The organism is Acinetobacter uliginosus (assembly GCF_044130295.1).
In the GTDB taxonomy this organism is placed as follows: Bacteria; Pseudomonadota; Gammaproteobacteria; order Pseudomonadales; family Moraxellaceae; genus Acinetobacter.
Window position 1 is genome coordinate 11,250 of sequence record NZ_JBIQOC010000016.1, and the last position, 16,354, is coordinate 27,603.

Sequence of the window (16,354 nt, forward strand, 5' to 3'; positions counted from 1 at the left end):
CTAAGACAGCTAGATAATCGGCTTAGTCTGGCTGAAATCCATTTATAATTGGATATCATCTAAAAGTGCAGTGCTAATTCATTATAAAAATGAATTTCTTTGAGGTAATATAAAATCAATCAAGATTATAAGTATCTCAACCTGATAGATACGACATAAAAGGATCAAAACATGCAGCAAGAAGTAATCATCGTAGGCGGTGGTATGGTCGGGCTAAGTTTAGCCTTGATGTTGGCTAAGGCAAATATTGCAGTGAAGCTGCTCGAAGCAATTAAGTACCCCAATTATGATGATGCCAATCTTGTACCTTATCATTCCAGTTTTGATGCACGTAACAGTGCCTTGTCACGCCGTAGCGTACAAATTTATCAGGAACTCGGCTTATGGAATGCCTTGCAGGAACATGCCACGCCAATTCTGGAAGTGCATATTACCGAACAGAGCAGCTTTGGCAAGGCACGTTTAAAAGCAGAACAGGAAAAAGTCGAAAGTTTTGGTCAGGTCATTGAAAATGCCTGGCTCGGCCGTGTGTTGCTAACAGAAGTACGCAAACAGCCATTGATTGAGCTGATTGATGGTGTTCAAGTGACCTCACTGACCCAAGATGCTGATTTTGCTTATATCGCAGCGCAACGTGGTGAAGAAACCTTAGCTTTACAATCCAGGCTGGTCATAGCTGCCGATGGCCGCGATTCATTTTGCCGTAAAGCCTTGGGCATTGGTGCATCGGTACATGACTATGATCAAGTTGCGATAGTCACAACCGTACAAACCTCAAAACCACATAACCATGTCGGCTTTGAACGTTTTAGCCCGCTTGGACCTTTAGCGCTGTTACCATTACCGGGTGAATACCGCCGTTCAGTGGTTTGGCCGGTGCAAAAAGGTACAGAAGGCGAATGGTTGGGCGATGAAAATGACCAGCACTTTCTTGATGCTTTACAGAAAACCTATGGTGACCGTGCTGGTAAATTCCAGAAAACCGGTCGTCGTTTTAGCTATCCATTGTCGCAAGTTTTGGCAGAAAAACAGGCCGTTGGACGTGTGGTACTGATGGGTAATGCAGCCCATACGATTCATCCGGTAGCCGGTCAGGGCTTTAACCTGTGTATGCGTGATGCCTATGTTTTGCTCCGTTATTTAATCGAACAAGTCGCACAACAAGCCGACTTAGGTGATGCAGCCATGCTGCAAGACTATGAAAAATCCCGTCTGACCGATCAGCAACGTGTGATCAAGTTCTGTGATTCGGTAGTCCGTGGCTTTAGCAATAGCAACCCTGTTTTAAAATTCATTCGTAATACCGGCTTGGTCGCTTTTGATACTATTCCAGGGATTAAACCTCTGGTGGCCAATTATGCAATGGGGTTAAAAGCATGAACCAGGTTCAGTCTGATATTTTAGATGTAGTCATTATTGGTGGTGGTCTGGTTGGTGGTCTGACTGCTTTGTTATTGGCTCAAGGTGGTGTACAGGCCACGGTACTGGATGCAGCCCCCATTCTGGATGCCGAGAAAACCAAAAGTGTTGCCAACCCACGTGTGTTGGCGCTCAGCCAGGCGACTATTCATTTATTGAAAATGGCCGGTGTCTGGGACAGACTGGCACGCCAACAGCCATACACAGGCATGCAAGTGTGGAATAAAAATGGCTATGGTGAAATTAACTTTGGGCATGCAGCAGAGCAAATGCCATCGGTTGAGCAAGCTTTGGGTTCAATGGTCGAGCCAAGTTTGTTGAACTTGGCCATTCAAGAAAAAATGCTGGAGCAGCTTCAGGATTATCGTACTCAGGTTAAGGTCACAGCTATAGAGCAGGGCGTAGCGGGAATCTGGCAGATTCATCTGGCAGACGGCACCCAATTAAAAACCAGACTGCTGATTGGCGCGGATGGTGCAAATTCCTTTGTTCGTGAACAGGCCTTTATTGATCTCGATATTCTGGATTATAAACAGGCCGGTTTGAGCTGTGCCATTCGAACTGCCCAGCCGCATCAACATGTGGCTCGTCAGATTTTTCTGGAAACTGGCCCATTGGCCTTTTTACCGATGGCCAGTTTAAAGCCGGAACAGCAAGGCTATTGGCAATCCATTGTCTGGACATTACCAGATGATTATGCAGCAGAATATGCCGCTTTAAATGATGCCGATTTTACTGCGTTGCTCACGCGTGAAAGTCATCACATGCTGGGTGAGGTTTTAGAGGCAACGCCACGAGCACAGTTTCCGCTTAAAGCACGTGCCGCACAGCAGTATGTCAAAGCCGGTTTAGCCTTGATTGGAGATGCCGCACATGTGATTCATCCACTAGCTGGTCAAGGGGTCAATATTGGCTGTCTGGACGCAGCCATTTTATGCGATGTACTGTTGCATGATTTGAAACGTGGAGTATGGGCGCATGAACAAACCTTACAGCGCTATGAACACCGCCGTAAAGGTCAAAACGATGCCATGATGCACAGCATGTCTGCAATTGGATGGATGGAAACGACCCAACTGTTTCCCGTGGTTTGGGCACGAAATTTTGGCTTAAAACAAGTAGAGCAACATGCGGCATTAAAAGATGCCTTCATGGCTCAAGCCAACGGATTGCAGATCTTAAAAGATACACGATATGCGGTTTAAGGCTGAAAAACTGTTTTTTGTACAAATATTTATACAAGGTTACTTTTTTGATTAAAAAAGATACGATTTTTTTTAAATTGACTCTATGCGAAACCTACAGAGATTGCTAAATTTCTTCCTAGTTCGCAATCAATTCAAATTGAAGTGATAGACGTCATTTTTGGGGAGAAAGAAAGATGACAGATATGAATGACTACGATGATGTAGAAGATACTGCAGTAGATGAAGATGAAGCAAAAGCTGCTGAAAAAGGTGCATCTGACAGTGATTCAGTTGCAACTGATGGTGATGTGGCTGAAGCTGAAACACTGACAGTGACTGCTAAACTGAAACAGCGTCAAGCACTGGAAGATGAGGTGGCTGCTTTCCTTGCGCGTGGCGGTCGTATTACTGAAGTGCCTGCAGACGAGTCAGCAAAAGATTAATTGATTCTTTTGTCGGGTTTGGCTACAGAATAAAAAGCATCACTTTTCGTGATGCTTTTTGCTTTTGAACTGACAGTTGCTCAGACCTTATTGCTAAGTTCCAACGCGCGCTGATACGCCACTTTCTTTTTTATTCCGGTTAAATCTGCGGCCAATTGTGACGCTGCTTTTACGGATAAATCCTGTAATAAACGGGTCAATAGCTGGTCCAGTTTTTCCTGTTCCAGATCCTTTTCTTCAGTTGCACCCCCAATGACCAGCACAATTTCACCTTTTTGCTGGTTGTGGTCAGCTTCAATAAACTGAACCAGTTCTGCCAAAGTCATCTTTTTGATGGTTTCAAAGGTCTTTGTTATTTCACGGGCAAAACCCACAGGACGATTGGCACCAAATATCTGGGCCATATCTTTGACCGACTCTAAAATGCGATGCGGTGCTTCATAAAAAATCAGGGTCTGGGTTTCATCTTTCAGTTTTTCCAGCTGGCTCAGACGTTGTGACTGGCGTGAAGGTAGGAAACCTTCGAAACTGAAGCGGTCACTCGGTAAACCAACAGAGCTTAGTGCTGCAATGGCTGCACAGGCACCGGGAACAGGAATAACGCGAATGTTATGTTCTTGGGCTGCACGAACCAGTTTAAACCCCGGATCGCTAATCAGCGGCGTACCTGCATCACTGATCAGTGCCATATTTTCGCCATTCAGCAAGCGCTGGATCAAGATGTCGATTTTATTGCTTTCATTATGTTCGTGACAGGCAGTCAGTGGAGTTGATATATTAAAGTGCTTTAATAATTGAGCGGAAGTACGTGTATCTTCTGCCGCGATGATACTTACAGACTTTAGAATATCAATAGCACGATAAGTAATGTCATCTAAGTGCCCAATTGGGGTCGCTACAACAAATAACTGAGCACTCATAAGGTTTCTCCAATGTTGAATAATAATAAAAAATTAATGGGCTTCATCCTGTATTGCATTTTCAATCACGCTCAAGCTGAAGTGCTGCTCATTTTACCCGAATCGGGACCTTTGGCGCGAGCCGGATTAAGTATCAAACAGGGTTTTATGAGTGCTTATCAGGCATCAGAGCTGGAAACCCCCATTAAATTTGTAAACTCGGACAAAAAACCGATTGCGCAGTTGCTTAAACAAAATGTCAATAAAAAAACTGAAATGGTGGTTGGACCTTTAGCCCGTCAGGATGTGGAAGCTTTAATCAAGGCAAAGCCGAACGTTCGGGTTTTGGCCTTAAATGATGCGTCATCGCAGTTTGCCAATGTTGAACAATTTAGTTTGTCCAAGCAGGAGGATGCGGTGGCACTGAATCAGGTATTGCAGAATGACAAAATCAAAGAGCTTTATGTGTTGCAGCAAAAAGATGCTGAAATTGATAATGAACTGTTTCTGATTTCTTTACTTACTCAAACAAATTACCGCCTGAATTTAATCGAAGAAGCACCCAAAAAGTTAAATAAACATACCGGGTTATTATTATTGGGGAATAATGCCTGGTTGAATAAGCTGACCCAACTGCCGCATAAAAATATCTATATTTTAGCAAATGCCGTTGAACAAGGTCAGACATTGCCGGTAGGGGTAAAGTTTTGTGATGCTCCGGCCTTATATGGCTCGGAATGGCCAGATGTCATCCAGGCTGTTCAAGAAAATGTCATTCCCATGGCCTATCAGCGCCTGATCGCTTTTGGTGGCGATGCCTGGCATATTGCGAGCCAGTATTTGGCTGAACCCAATTTAAAAAGTATGCAGTTTCAGGGACGTACCGGACTAATTCAAGTCAATAACAATCAAATCCAGCGCATTCCACATTGTTATGAAAATACCAAAAAGGGAATCCGGGCATTGTTATGACAAAGCTTGCGGCACATTTAAATTTGGGACAATGGGCTGAACAGCAGGCTTTAATATTATTGCAGGCTCAAGGCTTTCAGCTGCTTGTGGCAAATTATCATTGCCGTTACGGGGAAATTGACCTGATTGTACAGCAGGCTCAGGAACTGATTTTTGTCGAAGTCAAAGCACGTTCAGTCACCCAGTATGCCCAGTCCTTCGAAAGCATTTCTTTTTCCAAACAGCGCAAAATTATGAAATCGGCGCTGTGCTTTTTGCATGCCCATCCTGAATTGCAAACCTTTTATTGTCGTTTTGATGTGATTTGTTTTGATTTTCTTCAACAATTTGCAAAAACCATACAGCAAGATTTTTCTAAATTCACTTATGATCAACAATGGATTGAAAATGCTTTTACTTTTGATGAAGAGTTTATTAATCTTTGAACAAAATCATAGCGTAAATGCTGACATAAAATAGAACTGAATAATGAGGAGTCTTGCTGAGTGTTTAACCGTATTGCAATGACGTTACTGTGTGTAGCAAGTTTATCTGGTTGTGCAAGTTTTATCTCGAGTGGCACAGGATCGGCCCCGGTAGGTACAGAAAGTGGCGCCCGTTCTCTTGGACAGGTGTTTATCGATTCCTCTATAGAACGTACCGCTAAAATCAATTTATATAAATTAGACAGTCGCTTTAAACAATCTCGTGTCAATATTGAAAGTTTTCATGGCAATGTATTGTTAACCGGTCAAGTGCCGGATGCACACTTAAAACAGTTGGCTGAAGATAATGTCCGTGCCATGAGTGATGTAAAAACCGTACATAATTACATTGCTGTGGGTAACCAGATTGGTTATAGCACTATTATGCAAGATACTACGGTAACTGCGAATACGCGTGGTCTGATTATGAAAGCCGTGGTGGTGTCTGATAGCAAAGTGCGCATTCACACTGAAGATGGTGTTTTATATGTGATGGGGCGTTTAAATACTGCAGAAATTAATGATCTGAATCAGGTGCTGCAACAAGTCGGCAATGTCACCAAAATTATTACTCTGATTGACAATGTGGAAAAGTCCGCTATAAGGACTTCAAGTTTTAGTAGCCCTGTCGTGAATGCACAGCCTGTCGAACAGACACCAGTGGCTATTGATCCGGATCAAGCAGAGCCCACCTATGCTCAATAAGGTTGTAGAAACAGTTAGAAAGGAAATCCAGCAAAAAGTAGAAAAAGTGCAAATCCTGTACAAGGATTTTCGCCTTTACGATTTTGGTAGCTATGCCTTAAACCGTTTAACCCCGCGTAAAGGCTATACGGTAATTGAAAACATTGCTTATGGCTTGAAAGCCCGGCAACGCTTGGATATTTTTACCAGCGAAGTGCCGCGTGAACAGCGTGCTTTAATTGTATTTGTGCATGGAGGGGCATGGCTGCATGGAGATAAAAAAGATTACCGCTTTGTGGGAGAGGCTTTCGCCAGAGAAGGCTATGATGTTGCGGTGATCAATTATCATCTTGCCCCCGAGCATGTATTTCCCAGTTATATTGATGATCTGAGCCTGGCATTAAACTATTTGACTCAGCATCAGTCCAGATACAATATTCAGACGGAAAAACTGGTATTGATGGGCCATTCAGCCGGTGCATTTAATGTCATGTCGGCACTCTATCATCCGACACCTTACCCTTTGCAATGCCGCAGCCAGATTCGAGCCATTATTGGTTTGTCTGGCCCTTATCATTTTGATTATAAAGATGATCCGATCTGTGCAGATGCCTTTGACCAAAGCGTACCTTATCAACAGGTGATGCCTTATTATTTTGTTGAAACCAATACCGTGCGACATTACCTGTTTTTAGCGGCAAATGATCAGGTGGTTGGTCACAATAACTCCGAAGATCTACATCGTATTCTGCAGGAAAAGGGTAATCATAGCCAGATGATTACCATCCCAGGTACTGGACATGTGTCCATTATGGGCTCTGTTTCCAGTTTGTTCAGTCGCTATTTCCAGACCAAGAAACAAATTTTGGCGGTTCTGGATGAAGCTTTAAAACCCTAGTTTACAGCCATTCACGGGTGTCATCTGCTACGGGATGACCTTCGGTAATATGTTTAATCATGGCGTAGGCAATACTGCCTTTAAATGGAATTTCAGGCAGTTGATCCATTTTAAAGAATTGCGCGTCACTAATTTCTTCTTCCTGAAGCTTGATGTCACCGGAAGCATATTCAGCCCGAAAAGCCAGCATCAAGTTACTCGGGAAAGGCCAAGGCTGGCTGGCAAGATACTGGATATTTTTTACTTTTAATCCCACTTCCTCAAAAGTTTCACGGCGTACCGCTTCTTCCAGTGTTTCTCCTACCTCAACAAAACCGGCAATCAGACCATACATATTACTTTTGTTGTTGGCATTTTTAGCCAGCAGAATTTCATCTTGACCACGGGTAATGATGGTGATGACGCAGGGCTGTACCCGCGGATATTGATGATAACCACATGCTGGGCAAACCATGGCATATTCAGTCGCATGGGCTTCAGTTGGATGTCCACAATGACTACAGAACTTGTGGTTGCGGCGCCATTCTAACAGCTGGATGGCACGACTGGCGGCTTCAAACTGTTGGGTATTCCACAAGGTTAACAATTGACGGATAGGAACCAGTTGCAAGCCTGCTGGAATAGGCTCATTTTCCAGAAGGTCACGGGCAATCACCTGATCACCCGTGTTGAAGTGAAGGTCACTTGCTAAACGTTCTACCCGAGGGAGCTGAAAGTTTTCATCGACTAAAAGTTGATGTTGATGGAAGATATAAGCAAGTGACAATTCAGACATTAGGCAACAGTTTTCAGTTTTTCGCTACTTTGCAATGCTACATCAAACATGGACTGCAGGACAGGCTGTTTCGATTTTAAATTGTCGATCAGCATGTCGGCACTGGCTAAAGTATCGAGGGTGTGGTTGATTTGTTCAGCAGTGATCGTTGCAGAATTTTCAATTTGCTGTTGAATAAAGGTCGCAGTCGTATTCAATGAAGTTCGACCCGATTCGGCATTTAAGAACAGCAGGGCACCGCCAATTTCACGCAATTGGGTTGGAATATTCTCAAGCGCAGCCAGATTTTGATCTTGCAGGTACTGCATCAAGATTTGGCTGGAAAGCTCAATCACGGCTCTAGTTTCGTTCAGTAAAGCCTCATGTGCTTCATCTAAACGGTCTAAAGAAATGTTCATATTATTTACACGAAGTTGTAAACGGCTTGAGGTGTAATGGCGTTCAAGGACTCCAATTGAGTTCATTGCTGACAAAATGCAATTCATCAACTGCTGTGCAAAATTTTCATCTTTTAAGATATCACCTTGGCTGAGTGATGCGGCCTGACGCGATAAATCGTTATATGCTTCATTCAGGTTCAATACTTTAAAGATATTGGCAAGATTGAGTAACTGAGCTTGTAGTTGCTGCGTTTTCTCAGCGGTCATGTTTTGATAGTTGAATTCTATATCATTACGAATTTGCGCCATTTCTGTGGTCACAAGTTCACTAATGGTATGCATGGTATCAAAATCAGGACCATAAAGATGGCGGCTAAATACCTGCAATTGGGTATCGGTCAAATGATCTTCACCAATGTTTAGCTGGCTACGGATATGTTGAGCCGTCTCATCTTCCTGACTAATACACAAGCTTAAGATGTTGGCTAGATCAGACAGACTTGGCTTGAAGCGATCTGGAGCACTAAAATATTGTGCCATATTGCGTTCAATACCGATCAGGGTGCGTAAACGTGCATCATTGATCAATAAATGGTTCACCTGATTAAATGCCACATGCACCAGATTCCAGTATTGTTTGCTTGGCGTATTTTCTGCCAGACCTGCCAAATAGGCACCGACCAGTTTGATCGCCTGCAGGTCAAATTCAGTTTCTTCCTGTTTCAGCAGCTTGTTTAAAGACAGTTTGTACAGGCGATGTACATATTGTGACTTTTCCAGACTTGGTGCTTGAGGCAGCTTAAAATCAGGAGTAATACAGTCCAGTAATGGCTCGATATACTGACCTTCATGGCTAATCGGTTTACCCAGCACAATTTCCAGACGATTCAGGGTTTCGAGCAGGAATTGTGGAATTTTAACTTCGCGTAAGCAAATAAATTCGATGTAACGTTTCAACATGGTGGTGCCTTCACTTAGGGCCACCACTTCCTGAGTATTAATTTGCGCAGGATTCTGCATAATCTTGCGCATTAACTCTGCTGAGTACTGGGCAATTTTAGCCAGACTTTGCATATCAATGAGCGCAAGCACCTGGGCACATTGTTCAAACTGATTTAGTGCATCGTCAATACCAAAGGGTAAAGTGTGGTCTTCTGCCAAAGAACTCACCGCTGATTCAACTAATTTAATGGAGTTATCAACCTCATTTTTTATTATCAGCAATGCAGTCGGGTCAAAATGAATAGAGGTTTGGTAAGAAGACATGGATCTGCACCTTTCCTAGTGTTTTATCTGTTTATGAGTAGCCCGTTCAAGGCCAAACTTCTTTACGTTTAACTATAACGTAACTATTAAACGTTTAAATACAAAAAACCACTAGAAATGTAGATTTTATTTTGCAAAAAGACAAGCTGTTCCATGTTTTTCTTCAAATTGTTTGACCCAATTCTCATGTTCTGCTAATTCTTCGGCTGAAGGTAAAATCACAGGCAGCTCTATTTGTACAGTGGAGCGGGCTGCTTGACTCTGTTGTTGCTCGGCTTCGGTCAGGGTATCCATATCGAAAGACACCTGACCGCCGGTCATGGCTAGGTAGACATCAGCCAGAATTTCGGCATCGAGTAAGGCACCGTGGAAAGTACGGTCACGCTGCGGAATTTCATAACGGCGCACCAAAGCATCGAGAGAGTTCTTTTGTCCCGGGTGCTTGTTCTTGGCCATGGCCAAGGTATCGGTCACTTCACAGACTTCCGATAAGGTCACAAAGCCTGCACGTTTGAACTCCATATCGAGGAAGTTCATATCGAAGGTGGCATTATGCGCAATAATTTCTGCACCTTTTAGGTAGTCAAACAGCACATCGGCAATTTCTGCATAAAGCGGTTTGTCTTTCAGAAACTCATCTGAAATACCGTGAATATTTTCAGATTCACCCACCGGTTTTTGCGGGTTGATATAAATATGAATCGAACTGCCAGTCAGTTTGCGGTTGACCATTTCAATCGCGCCCACCTCAATAATCCGGTCCGTGTCCTGAAAATAGAAACCGGTGGTTTCGGTATCCAGAATTAGCTGGCGAGGACCATGAACTTCTTTGCTTCGTGGCGTAATCATGATATGCGGGTGCAGGGGTTTATCCGAAGCAGTCGTAATGTTAGGTACAATCGTGTCCAGATCTTCACTTTGTTCCTGCATACTATTTGCCTGATCGGTTTCTTGTTCTGTGTTTTCTAACAATGTGCTTTCTAAGACTTCACTTTCTGAAGGCTCATTTACTAAAGACTCATTGTCTAAAATTTCATTGTCATCTTGCAGCTCGGCTTCCATCAGGTCGAAACCAAAGGGGTCATCTAACAACCAGTCTTTTTCAGCTTTTTTTTTATCCAGCATGTCGGCTTGTTCTAAAACAGTTTCGGCAGATGATAATAGATTTTTCATGGCTTTTAAGGTTTGATCGGCGCCCCGATTGGCCAGTTGATCGGCCATCTCATTACCCGGATGTCCGGCATGACCTTTGATCCAGTTCCATTCAATGTCACGACCCTGACAAGTCGCATCCAGTAATTTCCACAGGTCCGGATTTTTGACATCTTTCCAGTTTTTCTTTTTCCAGCCATGAATCCATTCGGTAATGCCTTGTTTGACATATTTGGAATCGGTCCAGATGATCAGTTTGGCATCGTGTGGACAAAACTGAATACCTTCAATTGCCGCGGTGAGTTCCATGCGGTTATTGGTGGTTTCCGCTTCTCCGCCACACAGTTTATGCTTTTCCGATTCTGTAATGATATATGCACCCCAACCGCCTAAACCAGGATTGCCGCGACACGCGCCATCGACATAGAGAGTGATTGTTTGAGTCATATAAACCAAATCCGAACGCTAAAATGAGAGTCAAATAAACCAAGTGATTGGCATATTGTATAACGCAATTTCACTTTAAAAGTGTATTACACGGTTATTTTTTAAATTCTTGTAACATTTATAGTGAAATCGCGCTAAATTAATCCCTTGTGTCTCCCTCATGCTTCACTACAATGGCAGATCTAAAAAATAAATTTTATACGAGTTGTTTGGATTTTTTTATGTATAAACCAACCGCGATTTTGTGGCAGCCTACATTACCCAATTTTTTAAAAATAACAGTACTGGGTTCAGCTTTAGCTGCATTGGGACTGTCAGGCTGTTCTTCAAGCCAAAGTGTGACACATGGCTCAAAATCGAAAATGGTGGGTTCATCCGGATACCTGGATGCCGACAGCTTGGATTCATTGGAAGATTTATTGTCTGCAACAGACATGAGCGCAGTAGAAGGCGATCGCCTGCTGATCTTGAAACATGGTGATGTCTGGAAGCGTATGACCGTCGGTTTCAAGATGGATCAGAGCCATTGGGACTCCCGTATTGAAGCACAGCGCGGCTGGTTCATTTCCCGACAACCTTATCTGGACCGTTTAAGTGCCCGTGCTTCACGTTATCTTTATCATACGGTGAAAGAAGCGGAACGCCGTGGTTTGCCAACAGAACTGGCTTTATTGCCGATTATTGAAAGTTCCTATGACCCTGCAGCGACCAGTAGTGCAGCCGCTGCCGGGATGTGGCAATTTATCCCAAGTACCGGACGGATTTATGGTTTAAGACAGACCAGTCTGTATGATGGCCGTCGTGATGTGGTGGAATCGACCCGTGCAGCTTATGAGTTTTTAGGTGGACTATATAACCAGTTTGGTTCATGGGAACTGGCTTTGGCGGCTTATAATGCGGGTCCGGGACGGATCCAGCAGGCGATTAACCGCAATAAGGCAGCCGGCTTGCCTACAGATTACTGGTCACTGAAACTGCCTCAGGAAACCATGAACTATGTGCCACGCTTCCTGGCCGTAGCGCAAATTATTAAAAATCCGGGGGCCTATGGGGTGTCTTTACCACCGATTGCCAACCGTCCTCACTTTAGGGAGGTATCGGTCGGGCCGGTAAACTTAAATGAAGTCGCCTCCATTACCGGTTTAAGCCGTGCCGAGCTGTACCAGTTAAATCCAGGACATCGTGGGGACTGGGTTGATGAGCAAAGCCCGATGAAGATCATTATTCCTGCGGATTTAAGCCCTGCTATTGATGCAAGGCTCAAGAAACTCTCACCGAGTTCAGGTGCGCTATGGGCAAGCACGGCAAAACCCTTTACTCCGGAAAGAAGCAATCCGCCTGAGTTAAATATGCAAGTGATTAATCCGGCCAAAACAGCACCACCGGTATTAGCTACAAACACGCCTAAAAGTTCTCAGCCAGCCACTGCTACCCCAGTGAATGCGGCAAATCCTGTGGCAGTAACAAAGCCTTCAAGTAGCAAACGTATGGCTACGCCTCAAGGCCCTGATGCCTTGGCATCTTTTGCTGCAAATAGCGATATTCCAAGTGCACCACGTATTCCTGTTGCGGTGAGTCAGGTGGCGAATGTCAAGCCTGTGACGGTAGAACCTCCATTGTCTGCTGCTGAGCGTGAGCAGATTATGGCGGCAGTGAAAGCAGAAGGTGAAAATAAAACGCTAGAACAGGTACTGCAACCGGTAGCCAGTAAAGCTGAACAGGAAAAAGTCGTAGCAGAAATTAAAGCGATTGCACCGCAAGGCACCGAAATAGTCGATCCGTTTGACGGCAAAATCAAGTTAACGGCCATTCAAACCAGTTTGTCGGTCGCTGAACAGCAAGGTAAGGAGTTAACCAAAGGTTTTGCTTATCCAAAAGGTGTGGCGGAAAGTACCAAGCCTGATTCAGATGAAGCCAAACGTAACCAGGGCAAAAATTACGTTAAGACAGATACTGAAATTGTAGTGGTTGCACCGAAAGGAAAACGCAGTACCTATACCGTTCAACAGGGCGATACTTTAGCCGTTATTGCCATGAAAAATGGCCTGAACTGGCGTGATGTAGCCAAATGGAACCAGATTGATCCAAACTCTCCGCTGTACGTGGGAACCAGTATTTATTTATATGATGCCAAACCACAAAATAGTGAAAAAAATACCGAAACTTCATCATCGGCCAAGTCTAAAGCACAGCCTGAAACCTATGTAGTTCAGGCCAATGACAGTCTGACCGGAGTGGCCAGCCAGTTTGGCTTGTCGGTGAAGCAGCTGGCAGATTTCAACAATTTATCGGTCAGCAGCGGTTTACGTGTCGGGCAAAAATTATCGTTAAAAGAAACTGCTCAAAGTCATTCCGATATTGTTGAAACTAAGAACAATAATTCAAAATCCGCTGCTAAAGTGAAAACCAAATCTTATGTGGTCAAACGTGGTGAATATCTCAAACTGATTGCTGACCGTTATGCATTATCCAATCAGGAGTTGGCCGATTTAACCAGCGGATTAACTGCAGGCAGCAGTTTAATGGTGGGACAAAAAATTAATGTGCCACTGCATGAAGTAAACAGCAAGCCGGAAGAAAAAGTGAGTCCGGTTAAAATAGATCCGGTAGTTATTGAGCCATCCTATAAAACGGAAAATTATCAGGTGCAACGTGGCGATACCCTGTCGAGTATTGCAGCCAAATCGAAAATTTCCTTAACCGAACTGGCACAGCTGAATAAATTATCCAACAACAGTGGCGTTCGGGTAGGTCAAACTTTGAAGATTCCTGTAAGTTCAACTGTTCCGGAGAGTTATACCGTGCAATCCGGGGATAGTCTGTCGGCCATTTCTGCCAAATACAATTTAGGCATGGATTATATTGCCAATATCAACGGTATTAACCGCAATACGGGTTTACGTGTAGGACAGCGTTTGAAACTGACGGGTGAAGAACCTGTCGCAGCATCTAACAAAGTAGAAGCGAAAATTGAAAAAGTCAGCTTTGAAAAGAGTGATAGCCATGTAGTTAAATCTGGCGAGACATTAAGCAATATTGCGAAAAAATATCATTTACAGCTGGATTATTTAGCTGCATTGAATGGCTTAACCCGCAATTATACGGTCCGTATTGGGCAACGTTTAAAAATTGACGGGGATCTGCCAAAACTGGATGCTAAAGTGGATGAGCCTATCGCAAAAGCAGTGAAATCATCTAAAAATACCGATGCTTATACCGTGAAAGCGGGCGAGTCTTTAAATGCCATTGCCAACCGGACAGGGGTATCGGTTGCTGAATTGGCGGCGATGAATGATTTGAATGTTCGTGCCGGTTTACGTGTGGGGCAGCAGATTGTTATTCCTAAAACTGTGGTTGAATATAAAGTCAAACGTGGCGATACCCTGATTGGGCTGGCCAGCCGTTATGGTCTGGAAAGTTCCAAACTTGCAGAAATGAATGATATGCAACCCAATAAACAATTGCGCATTGGTGATGTGATTAAAGTTCCAAACTTATAATAAATGCAAAGACAGGGAGTCAGTTTAGATGTCATTTGCCAGGGCGAAATATTGGGGTTTTGCATGGGGGCTTAGTCTTTTGACACAAGGGCTATGGGCTGCCGTGCAGACTAAGCCCTATATTGCCATTCATAGCCAGCCGAAATATGCTGGCTTGTCGGTCATGCCCTATGCCAATCCCCAGGCGCCTAAAGGTGGCTATTTAAGTACTGCCAGTAATGGGACTTTTGACAATTTAAACAGTATGAATGGCAAAGGCAGCTCAACCGATGGGGTGGAATACCTGTTTGATTCGCTGATGTCGAATTCGCTGGATGAGCCGGGGGTGATGTATCCTTTGCTAGCGGAGAAAGTGACTTATGATCCCAAGCAGACCCAATTTGTCATTTTCCATCTCAATCCCAAAGCACGTTTTAGCGATGGCAGTGCAGTGACTGCCGAAGACATCAAATTCACTTTTGATACGTATCAAACCAAGTCCAATCCGGGACTGCAAATGTATCTGGCCGATCTGGATAAAACCGAAGTATTGTCTAAATATGCAGTCAAGATGAGTTTTAAGTCTGCCAATAATGCAGAGATGCCGCTGATTCTGGCGCAAATGCCAATTTATTCAAAACGCGATTGGCAGAAGAAGGATTTCACTCGGGTCACCATGCAACCGATTTTGGGATCAGGTCCATACTTGATTGATCGCATAGATGCAGGACGCAGTATTAGCTATAAACGCAATCCAAACTATTGGGGTAAAGACTTAGCGGTTAATAAAGGACGATATAACTTTGATCGCCTGAAATATGTCTATTACCGCAATCTGGATATTGCCTTTGAAGGCTTTAAGTCGGGCCAATATACCCTGCATGAAGAATTTACCGCACGTAAATGGGTGACTGAATATCATTTTCCCGCCGTCCAAGCAGGCATGGTGGTGAAATACCGGTTCCAGCACCAGAACCCGATTCCAACACAAAGTTTTGTCTTTAATACCCGTCGTGCGCCTTTTCAAGACATCCGGTTTCGCCAAGCCATCACCTATGCTTATGATTTTGAATGGCAAAACAAGGCGCTGTTTTACGGACAGTATCGACGCTTACAAAGCTATTTTGCCAACAGTGAATTGGAAGCCAAAGGCACGCCCAGTCCTGCAGAGCTGGCCATTTTAAAACCCTATCTAGCCCGACTGAATCCGATTCAGCGGCAGGGAGTGCTGCAAAATTGGAAATATCCGGTGTCGGATGCCAGCGGATTTAATCGCAATAATCTGCTGACTGCACGCCAGTTGCTCATCAAAGCCGGCTATACCTTTAAAAATGGCCGTTTGCTGGATACCCAAGGCAAGCCGATCCGGATTGAATTTTTAATCCATCAGGATGGTTTGCAGCGTACCCTGATGCCCTTTATTCGCAATATGAAACGTTTGGGTGTGGAAGTGGCGATCCGCCATGTCGATGTGCCGCAGTATATCGAGCGCATGCGGACCAAGGATTTTGACATGACCACCAACGTGATGCCGCAGTCGCTCAATCCGGGCAATGAGCAGGCACAGTTCTGGGGCAGTGCATCGGCAGATCAGCCGGGAAACTACAACTATGCCGGTATTAAAAATCCTGTGATTGATGCGATTGTACAGCAGGTTATTCATGCACCGAGTCGTGAGCAACTGGTGCTGAAAACCCGGGTGCTGGATCGTTTATTGCGTGCCGGTTATTATCAAATTCCGACCTATGGCAAGGGTGAAAACTGGTTTGCTTACTGGAACATGTATCATCAACCGAAAGTGAAACCGAAGTTGTCATCGGGCATTGACTACTGGTGGAGTGATGCCGGGCAAGCGCAAAAAGTGACCCGGTATTTAGGTCAAAAATAAA

Annotated in this window: 13 protein-coding genes; 9 read left to right on the plus strand and 4 right to left on the minus strand. The window is 44.1% G+C overall.

The window, feature by feature from the left end; translation table 11 throughout:
- Positions 1–171: 171 nt before the first annotated feature.
- From ubiH to ACE01T_RS05105, 3 genes are all read left to right on the plus strand, one after another.
- On the plus strand, positions 172–1,380 hold the full coding sequence (gene ubiH / locus ACE01T_RS05095; protein WP_395518848.1) for a 2-octaprenyl-6-methoxyphenyl hydroxylase: 1,209 nt from the start codon (positions 172–174) through the stop codon (positions 1,378–1,380).
- Positions 1,377–2,624: an FAD-dependent monooxygenase gene (locus ACE01T_RS05100; protein WP_395518849.1), complete on the plus strand. Its 1,248-nt coding sequence runs from the start codon at positions 1,377–1,379 to the stop codon at positions 2,622–2,624. Before ubiH ends, ACE01T_RS05100 begins: the two co-directional genes overlap by 4 nt.
- A 176-nt stretch (positions 2,625–2,800) precedes the next feature.
- On the plus strand, positions 2,801–3,049 hold the full coding sequence (locus ACE01T_RS05105) for a hypothetical protein (RefSeq protein ID WP_086194938.1): 249 nt from the start codon (positions 2,801–2,803) through the stop codon (positions 3,047–3,049).
- An 80-nt stretch (positions 3,050–3,129) separates the two neighbouring features.
- Here the strand turns inward: ACE01T_RS05105 and rsmI are convergent, their stop codons facing one another.
- Positions 3,130–3,969, minus strand: coding sequence for a 16S rRNA (cytidine(1402)-2'-O)-methyltransferase (rsmI, locus tag ACE01T_RS05110; protein WP_180176378.1), 840 nt, complete (start codon positions 3,967–3,969; stop codon positions 3,130–3,132).
- Between the two features lie 12 nt (positions 3,970–3,981).
- Between rsmI and ACE01T_RS05115 the strand changes: the two genes are divergently transcribed.
- The 4 genes from ACE01T_RS05115 to ACE01T_RS05130 are packed head-to-tail and all read left to right on the plus strand — an operon-like array spanning position 3,982 to position 6,966.
- A complete protein-coding gene (locus ACE01T_RS05115) occupies positions 3,982–4,920 on the plus strand; it encodes a penicillin-binding protein activator (RefSeq protein ID WP_180176379.1) in 939 nt (312 codons plus the stop codon).
- On the plus strand, positions 4,917–5,345 hold the full coding sequence (locus tag ACE01T_RS05120; protein ID WP_180176380.1) for a YraN family protein: 429 nt from the start codon (positions 4,917–4,919) through the stop codon (positions 5,343–5,345). Before ACE01T_RS05115 ends, ACE01T_RS05120 begins: the two co-directional genes overlap by 4 nt.
- Before the next feature lie 60 nt (positions 5,346–5,405).
- Positions 5,406–6,089, plus strand: a complete 684-nt coding sequence (locus tag ACE01T_RS05125) for a BON domain-containing protein (RefSeq protein WP_395518850.1) — start codon at positions 5,406–5,408, stop codon at positions 6,087–6,089.
- Positions 6,079–6,966: an alpha/beta hydrolase gene (locus ACE01T_RS05130; protein ID WP_349927177.1), complete on the plus strand. Its 888-nt coding sequence runs from the start codon at positions 6,079–6,081 to the stop codon at positions 6,964–6,966. The genes ACE01T_RS05125 and ACE01T_RS05130 overlap by 11 nt, the downstream gene beginning before the upstream one ends.
- Before the next feature lies 1 nt (position 6,967).
- On the opposite strand, the gene nudC is transcribed toward ACE01T_RS05130, so the two are convergent.
- The 3 genes from nudC to dnaQ form a co-directional block, all read right to left on the minus strand.
- Complete coding sequence (gene nudC / locus ACE01T_RS05135; RefSeq protein ID WP_200224098.1) at positions 6,968–7,741, minus strand: NAD(+) diphosphatase; 774 nt, start codon at positions 7,739–7,741, stop codon at positions 6,968–6,970.
- Entirely contained in the window at positions 7,741–9,387 is a 1,647-nt protein-coding gene (locus ACE01T_RS05140; RefSeq protein WP_395518851.1) for a chemotaxis protein, read from the minus strand. The genes nudC and ACE01T_RS05140 overlap by 1 nt, the downstream gene beginning before the upstream one ends.
- 126 nt (positions 9,388–9,513) lie before the next feature.
- Positions 9,514–10,986, minus strand: a complete 1,473-nt coding sequence (gene dnaQ / locus ACE01T_RS05145; RefSeq protein ID WP_180081400.1) for a DNA polymerase III subunit epsilon — start codon at positions 10,984–10,986, stop codon at positions 9,514–9,516.
- 221 nt (positions 10,987–11,207) lie between these two features.
- Here dnaQ and ACE01T_RS05150 point away from each other — a divergent pair, with 221 nt between their 5' ends.
- The gene (locus tag ACE01T_RS05150) at positions 11,208–14,486 is read left to right on the plus strand and encodes a lytic transglycosylase (protein ID WP_200224102.1); all 3,279 of its coding nucleotides are present in this window, start codon (positions 11,208–11,210) and stop codon (positions 14,484–14,486) included.
- 28 nt (positions 14,487–14,514) lie between these two features.
- Entirely contained in the window at positions 14,515–16,353 is a 1,839-nt protein-coding gene (locus ACE01T_RS05155) for an extracellular solute-binding protein (protein WP_180042733.1), read from the plus strand.
- The last annotated feature ends 1 nt before the right edge of the window (position 16,354 follow it).

Bases quoted from the DNA above. Each gene is read 5' to 3' on its own strand.
- ubiH (WP_395518848.1), top strand. From the start codon at position 172: ATGCAGCAAGAAGTAATCATCGTAGGCGGTGGTATGGTCGGGCTAAGT.
- ACE01T_RS05100 (WP_395518849.1), top strand. From the start codon at position 1,377: ATGAACCAGGTTCAGTCTGATATTTTAGATGTAGTCATTATTGGTGGT.
- ACE01T_RS05105 (WP_086194938.1), top strand. From the start codon at position 2,801: ATGACAGATATGAATGACTACGATGATGTAGAAGATACTGCAGTAGAT.
- rsmI (WP_180176378.1), bottom strand. From the start codon at position 3,969: ATGAGTGCTCAGTTATTTGTTGTAGCGACCCCAATTGGGCACTTAGAT.
- ACE01T_RS05115 (WP_180176379.1), top strand. From the start codon at position 3,982: ATGTTGAATAATAATAAAAAATTAATGGGCTTCATCCTGTATTGCATT.
- ACE01T_RS05120 (WP_180176380.1), top strand. From the start codon at position 4,917: ATGACAAAGCTTGCGGCACATTTAAATTTGGGACAATGGGCTGAACAG.
- ACE01T_RS05130 (WP_349927177.1), top strand. From the start codon at position 6,079: ATGCTCAATAAGGTTGTAGAAACAGTTAGAAAGGAAATCCAGCAAAAA.
- nudC (WP_200224098.1), bottom strand. From the start codon at position 7,741: ATGTCTGAATTGTCACTTGCTTATATCTTCCATCAACATCAACTTTTA.
- ACE01T_RS05140 (WP_395518851.1), bottom strand. From the start codon at position 9,387: ATGTCTTCTTACCAAACCTCTATTCATTTTGACCCGACTGCATTGCTG.
- dnaQ (WP_180081400.1), bottom strand. From the start codon at position 10,986: ATGACTCAAACAATCACTCTCTATGTCGATGGCGCGTGTCGCGGCAAT.
- ACE01T_RS05150 (WP_200224102.1), top strand. From the start codon at position 11,208: ATGTATAAACCAACCGCGATTTTGTGGCAGCCTACATTACCCAATTTT.
- ACE01T_RS05155 (WP_180042733.1), top strand. From the start codon at position 14,515: ATGTCATTTGCCAGGGCGAAATATTGGGGTTTTGCATGGGGGCTTAGT.